13 protein-coding genes are annotated in these 15582 nt (G+C 70.1%); 5 read left to right on the forward strand and 8 right to left on the reverse strand.

Features of this window, described 5'->3' with window-relative positions; genetic code table 11:
• Positions 1-313: 313 nt before the first annotated feature.
• Entirely contained in the window at positions 314-1636 is a 1323-nt protein-coding gene (locus AB0L91_RS07500; protein WP_365008004.1) for a hypothetical protein, read from the forward strand.
• On the forward strand, positions 1627-2466 hold the full coding sequence (locus AB0L91_RS07505) for an Abi-alpha family protein (protein ID WP_365008007.1): 840 nt from the start codon (positions 1627-1629) through the stop codon (positions 2464-2466). The genes AB0L91_RS07500 and AB0L91_RS07505 overlap by 10 nt, the downstream gene beginning before the upstream one ends.
• 4 nt (positions 2467-2470) lie before the next feature.
• On the opposite strand, the gene AB0L91_RS07510 is transcribed toward AB0L91_RS07505, so the two are convergent.
• Complete coding sequence (locus AB0L91_RS07510) at positions 2471-4255, reverse strand: ABC-F family ATP-binding cassette domain-containing protein (RefSeq protein WP_355273377.1); 1785 nt, start codon at positions 4253-4255, stop codon at positions 2471-2473.
• 168 nt (positions 4256-4423) lie between these two features.
• On the opposite strand from AB0L91_RS07510, the gene AB0L91_RS07515 reads away from it, so the two are divergent.
• The gene (locus tag AB0L91_RS07515; RefSeq protein WP_365008009.1) at positions 4424-5275 is read left to right on the forward strand and encodes an LLM class flavin-dependent oxidoreductase; all 852 of its coding nucleotides are present in this window, start codon (positions 4424-4426) and stop codon (positions 5273-5275) included.
• A gap of 3 nt (positions 5276-5278) precedes the next feature.
• Here the strand turns inward: AB0L91_RS07515 and AB0L91_RS07520 are convergent, their stop codons facing one another.
• Positions 5279-6214, reverse strand: coding sequence for a 4-(cytidine 5'-diphospho)-2-C-methyl-D-erythritol kinase (locus AB0L91_RS07520; protein ID WP_365008010.1), 936 nt, complete (start codon positions 6212-6214; stop codon positions 5279-5281).
• Positions 6215-6366: 152 nt separating this feature from the next.
• Between AB0L91_RS07520 and AB0L91_RS07525 the strand changes: the two genes are divergently transcribed.
• On the forward strand, positions 6367-6573 hold the full coding sequence (locus AB0L91_RS07525) for a cation transporter (protein WP_355273385.1): 207 nt from the start codon (positions 6367-6369) through the stop codon (positions 6571-6573).
• Positions 6574-6873: 300 nt separating this feature from the next.
• On the opposite strand, the gene rsmA is transcribed toward AB0L91_RS07525, so the two are convergent.
• From rsmA to AB0L91_RS07555, 6 genes are all read right to left on the reverse strand, one after another.
• Positions 6874-7755 carry a 16S rRNA (adenine(1518)-N(6)/adenine(1519)-N(6))-dimethyltransferase RsmA gene (gene rsmA / locus AB0L91_RS07530; protein WP_365008012.1) on the reverse strand — a complete coding sequence of 294 codons (882 nt, stop codon included), beginning with the start codon at positions 7753-7755 and terminating at the stop codon, positions 6874-6876.
• A gap of 34 nt (positions 7756-7789) precedes the next feature.
• The gene (locus tag AB0L91_RS07535; protein WP_365008015.1) at positions 7790-8944 is read right to left on the reverse strand and encodes an alpha/beta fold hydrolase; all 1155 of its coding nucleotides are present in this window, start codon (positions 8942-8944) and stop codon (positions 7790-7792) included.
• Positions 8945-9042: 98 nt separating this feature from the next.
• Positions 9043-10197 carry a lipase family protein gene (locus AB0L91_RS07540; protein WP_365008017.1) on the reverse strand — a complete coding sequence of 385 codons (1155 nt, stop codon included), beginning with the start codon at positions 10195-10197 and terminating at the stop codon, positions 9043-9045.
• Between the two features lie 113 nt (positions 10198-10310).
• Positions 10311-11456, reverse strand: a complete 1146-nt coding sequence (locus tag AB0L91_RS07545; protein ID WP_365008018.1) for an alpha/beta fold hydrolase — start codon at positions 11454-11456, stop codon at positions 10311-10313.
• Between the two features lie 303 nt (positions 11457-11759).
• Positions 11760-12887, reverse strand: coding sequence for a transglycosylase family protein (locus tag AB0L91_RS07550; RefSeq protein ID WP_365008020.1), 1128 nt, complete (start codon positions 12885-12887; stop codon positions 11760-11762).
• A 172-nt stretch (positions 12888-13059) separates the two neighbouring features.
• Positions 13060-13893, reverse strand: coding sequence for a TatD family hydrolase (locus tag AB0L91_RS07555; protein ID WP_365008023.1), 834 nt, complete (start codon positions 13891-13893; stop codon positions 13060-13062).
• Positions 13894-13915: 22 nt separating this feature from the next.
• Here AB0L91_RS07555 and metG point away from each other — a divergent pair, with 22 nt between their 5' ends.
• Positions 13916-15484: a methionine--tRNA ligase gene (gene metG / locus AB0L91_RS07560; protein ID WP_357342844.1), complete on the forward strand. Its 1569-nt coding sequence runs from the start codon at positions 13916-13918 to the stop codon at positions 15482-15484.
• Positions 15485-15582 lie beyond the last annotated feature (98 nt).

Raw genomic sequence — 15582 nt, forward strand, 5'->3', positions numbered from 1 at the left:
GTCTCGCATGGGAACGATCGCCCACAGATTATTGCCCGACCACGCTCCGAACACAGTGCGTACGCAGCGCGCCCCCTGAACGCGCTGGTTGTGGCCTGTCACCAAATGTGGTGGTGCTCATTGTTCCGACTCGCCAGGACGAATACGGCATTCGGGACAGGTTCTGTGACTGATGTCTCAGACACTACCCTGTGTCCTGGCACACGACGAATGGACCCAGTTCCGCAACTCACAGTAGGGTCACCGCGGCGCGGGGGTGCTAATTTTGGGTGCCGGTGAGGCGGTGATCACCGGATAACGGCAGGAGGGTGTCGTGTTGGAGAGTGTGTTCGGGTTGCATCCGACACTCCTGCTAGAAATTCTGACTATTCCTCTTTTCACAGGAATAATCGGCTACATCACGAACTGGACCGGCATTCTGATGCTGTTCCAGCCGATCAAGTTCCACGGCGTGAAGCTGCCCGGCTTGCGCGCGATCTTCCCGTACCTGCCCAAGCGGATCCAGGTGTTGCCGCTGCTCAGCTATGACGGACGGATCGGTTGGCAGGGCATCGTGCCCTCGCGCGCGGACAAGATGGCCAGCATCGCCGTCGACAAGGGGTTGTCCAAGCTCGGCAGCGTGTCCGACTTCTACCGTGAACTCGATCCGGAGAAGCTGGCCGAACATCTGGCCGAGGTCGCCGACGCCCAGATCAGCGACATCGTCGAAGTGATCCTGCGCCGCGAGCATCCGCAGCTCTGGTACAACCTGCCCACCCAGGTGCGCGAGATGGTGCATCAGCGGGTGCGCTCGCAGCTGCCGGAGATCCTGCGCGAACTCACCACCGAACTCGGCACCAATATCGATCAGCTGCTCGATGTGAAGCAGATGGTCATCCGCTATTTCCAGGCGCGGCCACAATTGCTCAACCAGTTGTTCCAGGTGCTCGGCGCCAAGGAACTGCGGTTCATGCAGAACTTCGGCTTCTATTTCGGCGCGCCCTGCGGCCTGCTGCTGGTGCTCGCGCTGCACACCACCGGCCTCTCGCCGCTGATCGTGCTGCCCATCGGCGGCATCATCATCGGCTGGGTGGTCAACTGGGTCGGCATCAACATGATCTTCGCGCCCGCCACGCCCAAGTGGTGGTGCCCGTGGCGGCAGGGTCTGCTGATCAAGCGGCAGCCCGAGATCACCGCCGGCTACGCCGAACTCGTCTCCACCGAGGTCGTCACCGTCGCCAACATCGGCGACGAACTGCTCAACGGCCCGCGCTCGGACCGCACCCTGCAGATGCTCGAGGACACCCTGCGCCCGGCCGCCGATCGCGCGCTCGGCCCGGCCCGGCCCGCGGTGAAGTTCATGCTGGGCAGCCGCGAGTACGACTCGCTGCAATCCACGCTCACCGCCGAGGCGATGACGATCGCGCCGATGGCCTTCGCCGACCCCGCGTTCAACGTTCAGCAGGGCAGGCAGGTCAACGAATACATCGCCCGGCAAATGTCCGCACTTTCCCCACACGACTTCGTGGACATGCTGCGGTCGGCCATCAAACAGGACGAATGGTTGCTTTTCGTCCATGGCGGCGCGCTGGGGCTCCTCGCCGGATACGCTCACATCCTGGTCTTCGGAACAGGAGTAGCGACGACATGGATATAGACGACGGGACCCCGTCCACCGAACTGGTGCGACGGACGGTACCGCCGATCGAAGCCACCGGTGACCGGCGCGGCGTGCTGCCGGTCTCGCCGGTGCGCACGGTGCGGGCGGCGACCGGTGTCGCGCGGGTCGCGCTCACCGCGGCCTCGGGGGTGACCCTGTGGACGCTCGACACCGCCCTCGGCGTGACGGTCACCGTGCTGCGCGGCAGCATCGCGGGCACCCCGCCCAAGGAAGTCCTCGCCGAAGCCGAAGGCGAAGTGCGCGACCGGCTCCGGCACGCGCTCGGTCTGCCCGTCGGCACCGAGCACCCCGGCGACGTCGGCATGCCGACGCTGCGCGAACAGGGCGCCGAACTGCTGCGACTATCGGCCAGCACGCACGCCGCCCAGCCCGACGCGCACCCCGCCTACCCCGGCATCCTGGCCGAGATCACCCCCGACGAAGCGCGGATCCTGCGGTTCATGCACGTCGACGGACCGCAGCCCGCGCTCGATGTCCGCACCGGCCGCCAGCGGGCCTTCGGCGGGGAACGCCTGATCAGCGGCCTGACCCTGATCGGCGAGCACGCCGGCCTGCGCTTCCCGAACCGGGTGCCCCAGTACCTGCCCAACCTGCGCAGGCTCGGGCTCATCGAGTCCACCAGGGAGCCGGTCGGCAACCCGAGCCGCTACCAGCTCATCGAGGCGCAGGAGCAGGTGCGCGACGCGCTCAAGCGCGGCTTCGGCACCAAGGTGAGCTACCGCAGCATCATCCTCACCGAATTCGGCGCCGACTTCGTGCAGACCTGTCTGCCCGTCGTCATCACCGACGGGCAGACCGCCACTTAGGACATCAGTGGTCTTCGGCTAGTTCCAGCCAGCGTTCTTCGGCGGCTTCCTTCTCCGCGACGACCTCTTTGAGTTCGGCGCCGAGCTTCACCAGTTTGTCCGGGTCCGTGGCGGCGTCGGCGAGGGCGACGTGCAGTTTCTGTTCGCGCTCGTCGAGTTTGGCGATGCTGCGCTCGAGCCGCGACAGTTCCTTGCGGGCCGCGCGGCGGTCGGCCGAATCCGTGGTCGCCGCTGCCGGTTTCGCGGCGGCGGGCTTGGCGGCGGTGGCCAGGGTGGCGCGCTTGGTGAGGTACTGGTCGATGCCGCCGGGCAGGTTGGTGAGCTTGCCGTCACCGAAGAGTGCCCAGGTGGTGTCGCAGATGCGCTCGACCAGGTAGCGGTCGTGGCTGATGACGACCAGCGTGCCCGCCCAGTTGTCGAGCAGGTCCTCGAGCTGCTGCAGGGTGTCGATGTCGAGGTCGTTGGTCGGCTCGTCGAGCAGCAGGACGTTGGGCTCCGCCATCAGGATGCGGGTCAGCTGCAGCCGGCGGCGCTCGCCACCGGAGAGGTCGCCGACCGGGGTGCGCTGCCGGGCGGGCGTGAAGCCGAGTCGTTCGGCCAGCTGACCGGCCGAGATCTCCTTGTCGCCGAGCATGATTCGCTGCGCGACCTGCTGCACGGCCTCGAGCACCCGCATATCGGTGGGCAGGTCGTCGAGTTCCTGTCGCAGCCAGCCGATCTGGACGGTCTGGCCCTGGATGCGCTTGCCCGTGGCCGGTTCGGCGTCGCCGGCCAGCGCGCGCAGCAGCGTGGTCTTGCCCGAGCCGTTGACGCCGACCAGACCGACCCGCTCGCCCGGCGCGAGCCGCCAGGTCAGCTCGTCGACCAGCACGCGGCCGTCGGGGGTGGTGAGGGTGGCGTCCTCGAGTTCGATCACCACGCGGCCGAGGCGCTTGCGCGCGAACGCGGCCAGCGAGACCGAGTCGCGCGGCGGCGGCACGTCGGCGATCAGCGCCTCGGCGGCCTCCACCCGGTAGCGCGGCTTGGAGGTGCGGGCCTTGGCGCCGCGCCGCAGCCAGGCCAGTTCCTTGCGGGCCAGGTTCTGGCGGCGGGCCTCGGTGGCGTCGGCCTGCCTGGCGCGTTCGGCGCGGGCGAAGATCCAGTCGCCGTAGCCGCCCTCGTAGGTCTCCACCTTGCCACCGACGACCTCCCAGGTCCGGGTGGCGACGGTGTCGAGGAACCAGCGATCGTGGGTGACCACGACGAGCGCGGTGCGCCGGGCGACCAGGTGCTCGGCGAGCCACTGCACGCCCTCGATGTCGAGGTGGTTGGTCGGCTCGTCGAGGACGAGCAGGTCCAGGTCGCGCACCAGCGCGGCGGCCAGCGCGACGCGACGGCGCTCGCCACCGGAGAGGTTGGTGACCGGGGTGTCCAGGCCGAGGTCGGCGATGCCGATGCCGTCGAGCACCGAGCGCACGCGCGCGTCGGCGGCCCATTCGTGTTCGGCGATATCGGCGGTCGACAGGTCGTCGGACAGGCCGGCGAGCACGATGGAGCCGATGGTCGCGCCCTCGGGCAGCACACCGCGCTGGGTGACCACCGCCATCCGCAGGCCGCCGACCCGGCTCACCCGGCCGCTGTCGGGCTGCTCCAGGCCGGTCAGCACCTCGAGCAGCGTCGTCTTGCCGCCACCATTGAGACCGACCACCCCGATCCGCTCTCCCGCGTGCACTCCGAGCGAGACGTCGTCCAGCAGCGGCTTGATGCCGAAGCTCTTGGCGACCTGTTCGAGGTTGATCAGGTTGGACATAGGTGTTGCTCGCCCGCCTTCCGCGCGACTGTGGGGCCGTGACGAGCCTACTTGCCCGGTCGGCGGCGGTCCGATCCGCTCCGCCTTGTGCGACGAACGCCGTTCGTTTAACGTTGTTCGTAGCGAACACCGTTCGACACGAACAATGTTCCCGACTCGGAGGATTCCATGCACATCGGCCTCGGCCTCCCCATTTCCGATCCGATCGCCCTGTTCGACTGGGCCCGTCGCGCCGACGACGGCCCGTTCTCCACCCTCGGCCTGCTCGACCGGCTGGTCTACGACAACCCCGAACCGCTGACCACCCTCGCCGCGCTGGCCGGCGCCACCCGCCGCATCCGGTTGCAGACCGAGGTACTCCTGGCCCCGCTACGCGAGACCGCGCTGCTGGCCAAGCAGGCCGCCACCCTCGACGTGCTGTCGGGCGGCCGGTTCGTCCTCGGCGTCGGCGTCGGCGGGCGCGCCGACGACCACGTCGCCGCTGGCACCGAGCTGCGCACCCGCGGTCGCCGCCTCGATGCGCAGATCGGCCTGCTCCACCGCCTCTGGGCCGGTGCACCGTTCGGCCCCGACTGCGGCCCGATCGGCCCGGCCCCGCTCTCCCCCGCCGGACCCGAGCTGCTGTTCGGCGGTTTCCAGCCCGCCGCGCTCGACCGGGTCGGCCGCTGGGGCGGCGGGTTCCTCGCCGCAGCGCCGCCGTCCTGGGCGGGCAACCTGTTCGACACCGTGCGCCGCTCCTGGCAGGACCACGGCCGCGCAGGCGCGCCGCGAATCGTCGCCCAGGTCAATGTGGCCGTCGGCGACGACGACCTGATCGCCGACGCCCGCGCGTCCATGAGCGCCTACTACGCCTTCGCCGGCGACCGCTCGAAGTTCATGCTCGACGGGCTGCTCACCACGCCCGCGGCCATCCGCGCCACCATCGCGCGATTCGACGAACTCGGCGCCGACGAGGTGATGCTCTACTGCTACGGCCGCGACGCCGACCAGGTCGACCGGCTGGCCGACGTCATCGGCTGACGCTCAATGCTTCCCGTGCGCCTCGGTGTCGAGCACCCTGGCCCCCGGCACCGGACCGCTGGCCGTGCGCACACTGCGGCACACGCCCGCACCGGCCAGTTCGGCCGCCACCGCGATCGCCGCCTCCTCCGTCTCGCACAGGAACGCGCAGGTGGGGCCCGATCCGGAGACCAGGCCGGCGAGCGCGCCCGCCCCGACCCCGGCGCGCAGCGTGCGCCGCAGCTCGGGCTTCAGCGACAGCGCCGCGGCCTGCAGATCGTTGCCGAGCAGCGGCGCGAGGGTGTGCGGATCGCCCGCGGCCAGCGCCTGCATGAGTTTCTGCGGATCGCCCAGCCGCGGCGGATCGCCCTCGGCGCGTAGTCGATCGAGTTCGCGGAACACCGCCGGGGTGGACAGGCCGTCCTTGGCCAGCGCGAGCACCCAGTGAAAGGTGTTGCGCGACAGCACCGGAAGCAATCGCTCACCGCGCCCGGTGCCGAGCGCGGTGCCACCGTGCAGCGCGAACGGGACATCGCTGCCGAGTTCGGCGGCCACCGCGGACAGCTCGTCGCGGCCCAGGCCCAGGTCCCACAGTTCGTTCAGGCCGACCAGCGCGGCGGCCGCGTCGGCACTGCCACCCGCCATGCCGCCCGCCACCGGAATACCCTTGGCGATGGCGACCTCCACCAGCGGCGCGCGCCCGGCCAGGTGCGCCAGGCGCACCGCGGCCTTCCACACCAGGTTCTCCCGATCGGTCGGTACCTCGGCCGCGCCCTCGCCGGTGACCCGCACGGCCAGCGAGGCCGACGGGGCGAGTTCGAGCTCGTCGGCCAGCGACAATGCCTGGAAGACGGTGGTCAGGTCGTGATATCCGTCCGGACGCAGATCACCGACTCCGAGATGCAGGTTCACCTTCGAAGGAGCGCGCACGACGACCGGGCTGGGCACAACTGACAGCACGATCACCAAGCGTAACGGGTTACACCGACGAGTACGCGCGCTGAATCCTCGCCCGGCGGGCTGGGGTTGCGTCAGATACCCATAGGGGGTATGTTCATTCGTGTCGGGGACATACCCCTGGACCGTATGATCGAAGAGCGAAGGAGTCGGCCATGGCCACCACCACCTACACCGTCACGGGGATGACCTGCGGACACTGCGTGAGCTCGGTCAAGCAGGAGATCGGCAAGATCGACGGTGTCACCAGCGTCGACGTCGACCTGGCCAGCGGTCTCGTCAAGGTCGACAGCGCGAACGAGCTGACCGAGTCCGAGGTCGCCGCCGCCGTCGACGAAGCGGGGTACGAACTGGCTCGCTGACCCCCGATTCGCGAAGTCATCCGCGGCCCGCGCCCTCCGGCGCGGGCCGCGGCGCGTTCACCAGCGGTTCATCCGTCGCGACGACGCCGCGAATCATCCACAGCGTCATCCACATCTGTACCCCGCGGCCCGCCACCGGCGGATTTCGCGCCGGACCGGTGATGTCGTCCGTGCATCATGATCAACTCCGCCGGCGGCGAAAACCGGTTGTCCACAATTGCTTTCACAAGGTGCGCTGGCGCGCCCCGATGAACAGCCGGTGTACTGCGGGTTCGGCTGCGCGAGCCCGCGATTCGCGGACTACCCCTGGGCGGCCAGGCGGACGAACGCCGCGGTGTCGAGCGTCTCGCCGCGGGCGGTCGGATCGATGCCGGCCGCCACCAGCCTGCGCTCGGACTCCGCGGGCGAACCCGCCCAGCCGGACAGCGCCGAGCGCAACGTCTTCCGGCGCTGCGCGAAGGCGGCGTCGATCACCTCGAACACGCGCCTGCGGTGCGCCTCGTCCATCGGCCACGGCGGTTCGGCGTAGCGATCGATGCGGACCAGGCCGGATTCGACGCGCGGCACCGGCCAGAAGACCTGGGTGCCGACCGCGCCCGCCCGGCGCACCTTGCCGAAGAAACCGGCCTTGACGCTCGGCACCCCGTACACCCGGTTGCCCGGTTCGGCCGCGAGCCGGTCGGCCACCTCGGCCTGCACCATCACCAACGACACCTGGATGCTCGGCTGCACCGCGAGCAGGTGCAGCAGCACCGGGACGGCCACGTTGTAGGGCAGGTTCGCGACCAGCGCCGTCGGCTCGGCGGGCAGCTGGTCGGGGCGCACGCGCAGGGCGTCGGCCTCGACGACCTGGAGCCGGTCGACCAGGCCGGGGGCGCGGTCGGCGACGGTCTCGGGCAGGTAGTTGGCCAGCACGGGGTCGATCTCGACGGCGACCACCCGGTCGACCACGTCGAGCAGCGCCAGGGTCAGCGAGCCGAGACCGGGACCGACCTCGAGCACGGTGTCCTTCGGGCCGACGCCCGCGGCGGTGACGATGCGGCGCACCGTGTTCGCGTCGTGCACGAAGTTCTGCCCGAGCTGCTTGGTCGGCCGGACGCCGAAGCGTTCGGCCAGCGTCCGCACCTCGGCGGGACCGAGCAGTGCGGCGCTACCGCGCGCGGGAATCTCTGGTTCGGGCACCGCTAGAACCTACCAACCCGGTCGATCGAGCAGCTCAGCGCTGCGGCGGGGCGGCATTGACCCGCGCGAGGAAGGCGTCCATCCCGGCTCGCTGCTCCGCCGAGACCGAGCCGTGCGTGCCCGTGCCGGGGACGACCTGCTGATCGACGCCGTTGGCGGCGAACTGCGCGACCAGCGCCGCGTGCAGCGGGGACGGCACGATCGTGTCGGTGACGTTCATGGTCAGCAGGATCGGGGCGTCGTAGCCGCTGGTCGGCAGGGTCATGTAGGCGGCGAGGACATCACGCAGGCCGGTCAGCGGGCGGGCGAGCAGGTCGCGCGCGGTCAGGCCCTTGGTCGAGGCGATGATCGCGTCCAGGCACCGGTCGCCCGCGGCGTCGACGAGCGACTTACCCAGCGGCGTGAGGTAGGAGTCCACCTCGGCCTCGGGGTGGGTGGCGCGCAGTCCGGCCAGGATGCTGACGACGAACGAGGTGGCCGCGGCCAGCACCGGGATCTCCGGCAGCTCGGGCCCGATGAACGGCAGCACCTTCTCCACGTCGGAGGCGGCGTCGACGGCGACGGTGCCGCGGAAGTCCAGCTCGGGGGCGTAACTCTGCTGCACGTGCGCGGTGCTCAGCGCGGCGTGCCCGCCCTGCGAGACACCGAGGACGCTCCAGGTACGCGACAGCTCGGGAGCGGCGGCGCGGGCGGCCCGCACCAGATCGATGGTCGCGGTCGCCTCGCTGCGCACCTCGAGATACGGGTGCGGGCCGGTCTCGAAGCGGCCGAGGCCCAGGTAGTCGGGCGCGACCACGGCGTAGCCCTGGTCGACGAAGCGCTTGATCAGCGCATCTTCGGCGGCACGATGCTGCGGCAGCGCCGCGAGTTCGGGATCGGCCTGGCCGCCACAGCCGGGGCCGGAGCCGGAGGTGCCGTGGTCGTAGGCCAGGATCGGCCAGCCGGTGGCCGGGGCATCGCCCGCGGGCAGAAACATCGCGCCGCTGGCCGGGCGCGCGACGCCCGCCGAGTCGGTCATCCAGTATTCGACGACCGATCCGCGCGCCGTTCCGTGCCACCCCGCGGGCTTGCGCTCCACCGAGATGATCGAGCCGGGCGCTTCGGCGGCCGCGGGCGCGAACCCGGCGGCGCACAGCGCGCTCGCGGTGACGGCGGCGACGAGCGTCGCGCGGATCGTGGTCTTCGGCAACGGATTCGGCTCTCTACCAGGCGACAGTTCCTGGACGAGTGTACAGATCAGCCGTCGGTCCGCTCGGCGCGTCGAGCGACCATGCGCGACCCGCGTCGTCAGCGCCGCGGCGGCGCCGCGTTGACCCGGGCGACGAACCCGTCGAGCGCGTTCCACATCCGCTGATCGAGCACGGTGTGCTCGCCGAAGCCGGTCACCGTCTCGAAATCGACGCCACCGGCCGCGAGCTGGGCCACCAGCGCGGCGTGCAGCGGGGAGGGCACGACCGTGTCGGTCGCGTTGATCAGCAGCAGGATCGGCGCGTCGTAGCCGCTGGTCGGCACAGTCATGTACGCGATCAGGGCCGGGCGCAGCGGCCCGTCGGAGAGCCTGCGGGCGAACAGGTCGCCGAAGCCGAGTCCCTTGACGTTCCGGACGATCTCGTCGATGCACTGGGTACCCGCGGCGTCGAGGATCTCCTTGCCCCGCGGCGTGAGATACGAGTCGACCTCGGCCTCGGGATGGGTGGCGCGCAGACCCGCCAGGATGCTGACGGTGAAGCCGGTCAGGCCCGCGGTGCCCTCGATCTCCGGGAACCCGGGACCGAGCAGCGGCAGGACCTTCTCCACGTCGGAGGCCGGGTCGACGGCGGCGATGCCGCGAAAGTCCAGTTCGGGGGCGTAGCTCTGCTGCACGTGCGCGGCGCTCAGCGCGGCATGCCCGCCCTGCGAGGCACCGAGAACGGTCCAGGTGCGGGAGAGTTCGGGATGCGCCGCCCGCGCCGCGCGCACGAGGTCGATGGTGGCGGTGGCCTCGCTGCGCACCTCCAGGTAGGGGTGCGGGCCGGTTTCGAAGCGGCCGAGCCCGAGGTAGTCCGGCGCGACGACGGCGTAGCCCTGGTCGACCAGGCGCCCGATCAGCTCGTCCTCGGCGGCACGGTTGGCGGGCAGCGGGGCCAGGTCGGGATCGGCCTGACCACCGCAGCCGGGACCGGAGCCCAGGGTGCCGTGGTCGTAGGCGATGATCGGCCAGCCGGTGGCGGGCGCGGCGCCCGCGGGCAGGAACAGCGCACCGCTGGCCGGACGCTCGGCGCCCGCGGAATCGGTGGTCGTGTACTCGATCACCGAGCCGCGCGCCTGGCCGTGCCAGCCCGCGGGTCGCGCTTCGGTGGCCAGGACGTCACCGGGGGCCGCCGAAGCGGGCGCGTTGGCGGCGGTCACCAGCACGGCGGCGAGGGCGGCCGCGATCGCAGCGCGGCTCAGGGTCTTCGGCATCAGGGGTTACCTTTCCGGCCGATCGGCAGCGATGAACTGGACGATCGTACAGTTCGCTGAACGGTTGCTTGGACACCGCTCGCGACCTGCGTCGGAGCGGGGAAGGGAACCGGTCAGCGCGCCCGGGCCAGGAAATCGTCGATCGCGGCGATCATCGCCGGGTTCAGTTCGCAGTGTTTGCCGGTGCCGACGACCGGGGTGTAGTCCACGCCGTTGGCGGTGAACTGGGCAGCCAGCGCGGCGTGCAGCGGCGAGGGCACCGTGCGGTCGGTGGCGTTGACCAGCAGCAGGATCGGCGCGTCATAGCCGCTGGTCGGCACGGCCATGTAGTCGGCCATCACCGAGCGCAGCGGTTCGTCGCCGAGGGATCGGGTGAGCAGCTGCCCGAGCGTCAGATCCGCGACGCGCTCGTCGATCGCGTCCTGGCACAGGGTGCCGATCTCGTCGAGGACCTGGCGTCCCAGCGGGCTGAGGTAGCTGTCGACCTGCGCGTCCGGCCTGGCCGCCCGCAGCCCGGCCAGAATGCTCACCGAGAAACCGAGCACGCCGCCGCTGACCCGATCCGGATTGCCGGGCCCGAGCAGGGTGGCCACCTTCTCGACATCGGATTCCGGGTCGATGGCGATGGTCCCGCGGAAGTCCAGCTCCGGCGCGTAGCTCGCCTGCCGGTGCCCGGTGCCGAGCGCGGCCTGCCCGCCCTGCGACATGCCCGCCGCCACCCACACCGGCGACAGATCCGAGCGCACCGAACGCGCCGCCCGCAGCAGGTCGAGGGTGGCGGTGGCCTCGGTGTCGATGCCCAGATACGGGTGCGGCCCGGTGTCGAACCGCCCGAGCCCCAGGTAGTCCGGCGCGACGACGGCATACCCCTGCGCCACCAGATGACGCAGGAACTCGTCCTGCCCGGCCTGCGATTCCGGCCAGGGCGCGCCCGCCGGATCGGACTGCCCGCCGCAGCCCGCGCCGAGCCCCGTGGTCCCGTGGTCGAAGGCGACCACCGGCCAGCCACCGGCGGGCGCGTCACCCTCGGGCAGGTACAGCGCTCCGCTCGCGGGCTGCGTCACCCCGCCGACACCCCTGGTCCAGTAGTCGATGACCTGCGCGCCGGACATCCCGTGGAATCCGTCGGCCTGCGGGACGACCGCGATCACGGCCCCCGGCGTCTCCGCATGCGCGGGTGTCAGCGGCACACAGACCCCCGCACCCACCGACAACGCCACCGCGACAGCCGCCCGCCGCCAGGCCGAAACCCCACGCATCACAACCACCCTCGACTCGACGAGCCGGGACAACGCACGAGACACAGACCCGGCGAAACGAGTGCAAACTACCCCGCGAATTCCGCTGGTCAACCCGACCCGCCGAAGCAAACCCAGATCAGGCGCCGACAACCCACTCAGCCAACACGCCCCGACCTCGAGGAGGGGCAGGCCGACGAAGTCGGCCGTCGCGGCCGTCCCGCCGATCAGGCGCCGTGGCGTAGGCGACGAAGGAGCAAGCAACGGTGCCTGATCGGCGGGACCGGAGGGGCCGCGACTCGAGCGCGCCAGCGCTCCGAAGACTCAGCTCAGGCCGAGGCGTCCGGTGCACGCGGGCCAGGCGCCCCAGCCCTGCCGGGCGCGGGTGACCTCGGCGATGGCGATCTGCTCTTCGCGGGTGGCCAGGTCGGCGCGGGGGGCGTACTTCAAGCCGCCCTGACGCTCCCAGGTGCTCTGGTCGAACTGGATGCCGCCGTAGTAGCCGTTACCGGTGTTGATGGCCCAGTTGCCGGTCGACTCGCAGCGGGCCAGCGCGTCCCAGATCGCGCCATCGCGCACCGGCGGCACCTCGGTGCCCGGCTTGGCGCCCTTGCGGATGGTCTTGGGCTGCGCCGGGGTGATGACGTTGGAGTTGGTCTGCACGCGGCTGGACTCGACACCGTTGGTCAGGGTGACCGCGAAGGTCGCCTCGTGCAGCCCGGCCTCGCCCGGGTTCTCCACGACGGTGCGGCTCATGTTCATGGTCGGGTCCTCGATCACCAGTTCGGCGGGATCGAGCGGCAGGGTCTCGGTGCGCTGCTCGACGCGCTGCCGGGTGACGGTCACCTTCATGCCCTCGGTGAGCGGCGTGGTGGCGGCCGGTTCGGTGAAGTCCTGGTCTTTGAGCGGAATGCCCGCGGCGGTGAGGAATTCGCCGATGGTGGCGGCGGCCAGGCGCACGTCGACCGCGGCGGCGCCGCCGTCGACGAGCGAGACGGTGCGCGGCGAGTAGACGCTGAGCGCGGCGCCTGCCAGCGGCAGCTTCTCGGTGCGGGTCGGCACGACGTGGGTGTCGGCCGGGATCTGCATCTGCGCGAGCGCGTCACCCGCGGTGATGCCGGTGGTCCACACCTTGCGCTCGGTGCCGTCGACGGAGACGGTGATCTCGCGGCCGCGGTTGAGCGTGATGGTGGCGCCGTCGGAGACCTTGGACCCGGCGGCGGGGGTGACGGCGTCGTGCTCGGAGAGCTCGTAGCCCGCGTCGGCCAGGATGGCCCGCACATCACGGGACATGGTGGAGAGCTCGCTGCGCTCACCGTCGACGACCAGGGCGACCGTCTTGTGGTTCACGATGGCCATCGACGCACCGACCATGAGAATCAGCAGCATGGCCGCCACCGCCGCGTACAGCAGCGGCGAGCGAGACGAGTTGATCCGCGCAAAAGCCGACATGGTTACAGAACGATAACGACAAGGTTTGCCCCAGACAACACCGAGCGCCCCGATCAGCGGGATCGCAGGTCACGATTCGATATAGACGTCGCTGGTAGATAACGACTATGACCGGCGGATGTGAGCCGAAACACGTTTATCGTCCAGCCCCCTATCGACCGGACGAATCGGGCTAGCGGATCCGGTACAGCCTGCGCGCGTTCGCGGTGGTGATCTCGGCCAGTTCCGCCGGGTCCTGTTCGCGCACCTCGGCCAGCGACCGCACCGTGTACGGCAGGCAGTACGACTCGTTGGGCGCGCCGCGATACGGGTGCGGCGTCAGATACGGCGCGTCGGTCTCGACCAGGATCTGGTCGTCGGGCACCAGCTGGGCCGCCTCGCGCAGCTCATGCGCGTTCTTGAAGCTGACCGTGCCCGAGAAACTGAGCACGTATCCCTCGGCCACGCACGCCTGCGCCATGGTCGCGTCGGACGAGAAGCAGTGGAAGATCACGGTGTCCGGGGCACCCTCGTCGAGCAGCACCGTGAGCAGGTCGTGGTCGGCCTCGCGGTTGTGGATCATCAGCGGCTTGCGGACCCGCTTGGCCAGGTCGATGTGCCAGCGGAAACCCTCGATCTGGGTCTCGATATCGGCGCAGCCGTCGAGCTTGCCCGGCCAGTAGTAGTCCAGGCCGGTCTCCCCGATCGCGACCACGCGGGGGTCGGTGGCCAGGTACTCCAGCTCGGCCTTGGCCTTGTCGTCGAGCGCGTTGGCCCTGGTCGGATGCAGCGCGACGGCGGCGTAGACCCGCGGGTCCCACTGCGCGGCCTGCACGGCCCACTGCGCGGCGGCGAGATCGTCGGCGACGGTCACCACGTGCCCGACGCCCGCCGCGGCGGCGCGGTCAACGATCGCCGTGGTCGAGGCGGCATCGGTTGCGCCACAGGCGTCGAGGTGGGTGTGCGCATCGATCAGGGGCGCGAGCGGCGGCGGAAGGGGCGGAGCCGGACGATTCTGGTTTGCCACGCGGATTACAGTAGTTGCCATCATGAGCGCACTTGAAGGCGCCGAGGCGCCCGCCTTCTACATCACCACGGCCATCGCGTACCCCAACGGTGCGCCGCATATCGGGCACGCGTACGAGTACATCTCGACCGACGCGCTGGCCCGGTTCAAGCGACTCGACGGCTACGACGTGTTCTTCATGACCGGCACCGACGAGCACGGTCAGAAGATGCAGCAGACCGCGGCCACCGAGGGCATCCCGGTGCAGGAGCTCGCGGCCCGCAACTCCGACGTCTTCGAGGCGATGGACAAGGCGCTCGACATCTCCTTCGACCGCTTCATCCGCACCACCGACGAGGACCACAAGGCCGCCAGCGTCGCCCTCTGGGAGAAGATGCTCGCCAACGGCGACATCTACCTGGGCAACTATTCCGGCTGGTACTCGGTGCGCGACGAGGCCTTCTACACCGAGGAGGAGACCACCCTCCTCGACGACGGCACCCGCGTCTCGACCGAGACCCAGACCCCGGTCACCTGGACCGAGGAGTCGAACTACTTCTTCAAGCTCTCCGAGTACCAGGACAAGCTGCTGGCGCTCTACGAGGAGCAGCCGGAGTTCATCGCGCCCGCGACCCGGCGCAACGAGATCGTGAGCTACGTCAAGGCCGGCCTGAAGGATCTGTCGATCTCGCGGACCACCTTCGACTGGGGCGTCCCGGTGCCCGGCCACCCCGATCACGTCATGTACGTGTGGGTCGACGCGCTCACCAACTACCTGACCGGTGTCGGCTTCCCGCACACCGATTCGGCGGCGTTCCAGAAGTTCTGGCCCGCCAATGTGCACATCATCGGCAAGGACATCACCCGGTTCCACACGGTGTACTGGCCCGCGTTCCTGATGTCGGCCGGGATCGAGCTGCCGGACCGCGTCTTCGTCCACGGGTTCCTGTACAACAAGGGCGAGAAGATGTCGAAGTCGACGGGCAATGTCGTCGACCCGCTCGCCCTGGTGTCGACCTACGGCCTGGACCAGGTGCGTTTCTTCCTGCTGCGCGAGATCTCCTACGGCCAGGACGGCAGCTACAGCAACGACGCCATCGCGGGCCGGATCAACGCCGACCTGGCCAACGAGTTCGGCAACCTGGTCCAGCGCAGCCTGACCATGGTCAACAAGAACTGCGACGCCAAGGCGCCTGCGCCGGGCGCGTTCACCGAGGACGACCAGGCCCTGCTCGACCGCGCCAACGCCCTGCTGGAGCGCTGCCGCGCCGACTTCGACGCCCAGCAGATGCACCTGGCGCTGGAGGCCATCTGGCTGACCCTCGGCGAGACCAACCGGTACTTCTCCGCCAATGCCCCGTGGGCGCTGCGCAAGTCGGGCACCGAGGAAGACCTGGCCAGGATGGCCACGGTCCTCTACGTCACGCTCGAGGTGGTCCGGATCGTGGCGATCCTGGTGCAGCCGGTGATGCCGGGTTCGGCCGCGAAGATCCTGGATCTGCTGGCCCAGGACGGCCGCGCCTTCGCCGATATCGCCACTCCCCTGGTCCCCGGGATCGACCTGCCCGCGCCGGAACCGGTGTTCCCGCGCTACGTCGAACCCAAGGAGTGAGCTAGCCCGCCACCCCGCGTATTCCGGCCGGATCCGGGTCCGGATCACCTACCGTCGGCGGCCGGCGGTAGGTGATCCGAGCTGGTCAGCCCGTCCCC

Source organism: Nocardia sp. NPDC051833, assembly GCF_040681225.1.
GTDB lineage: Bacteria > Actinomycetota > Actinomycetes > Mycobacteriales > Mycobacteriaceae > Nocardia.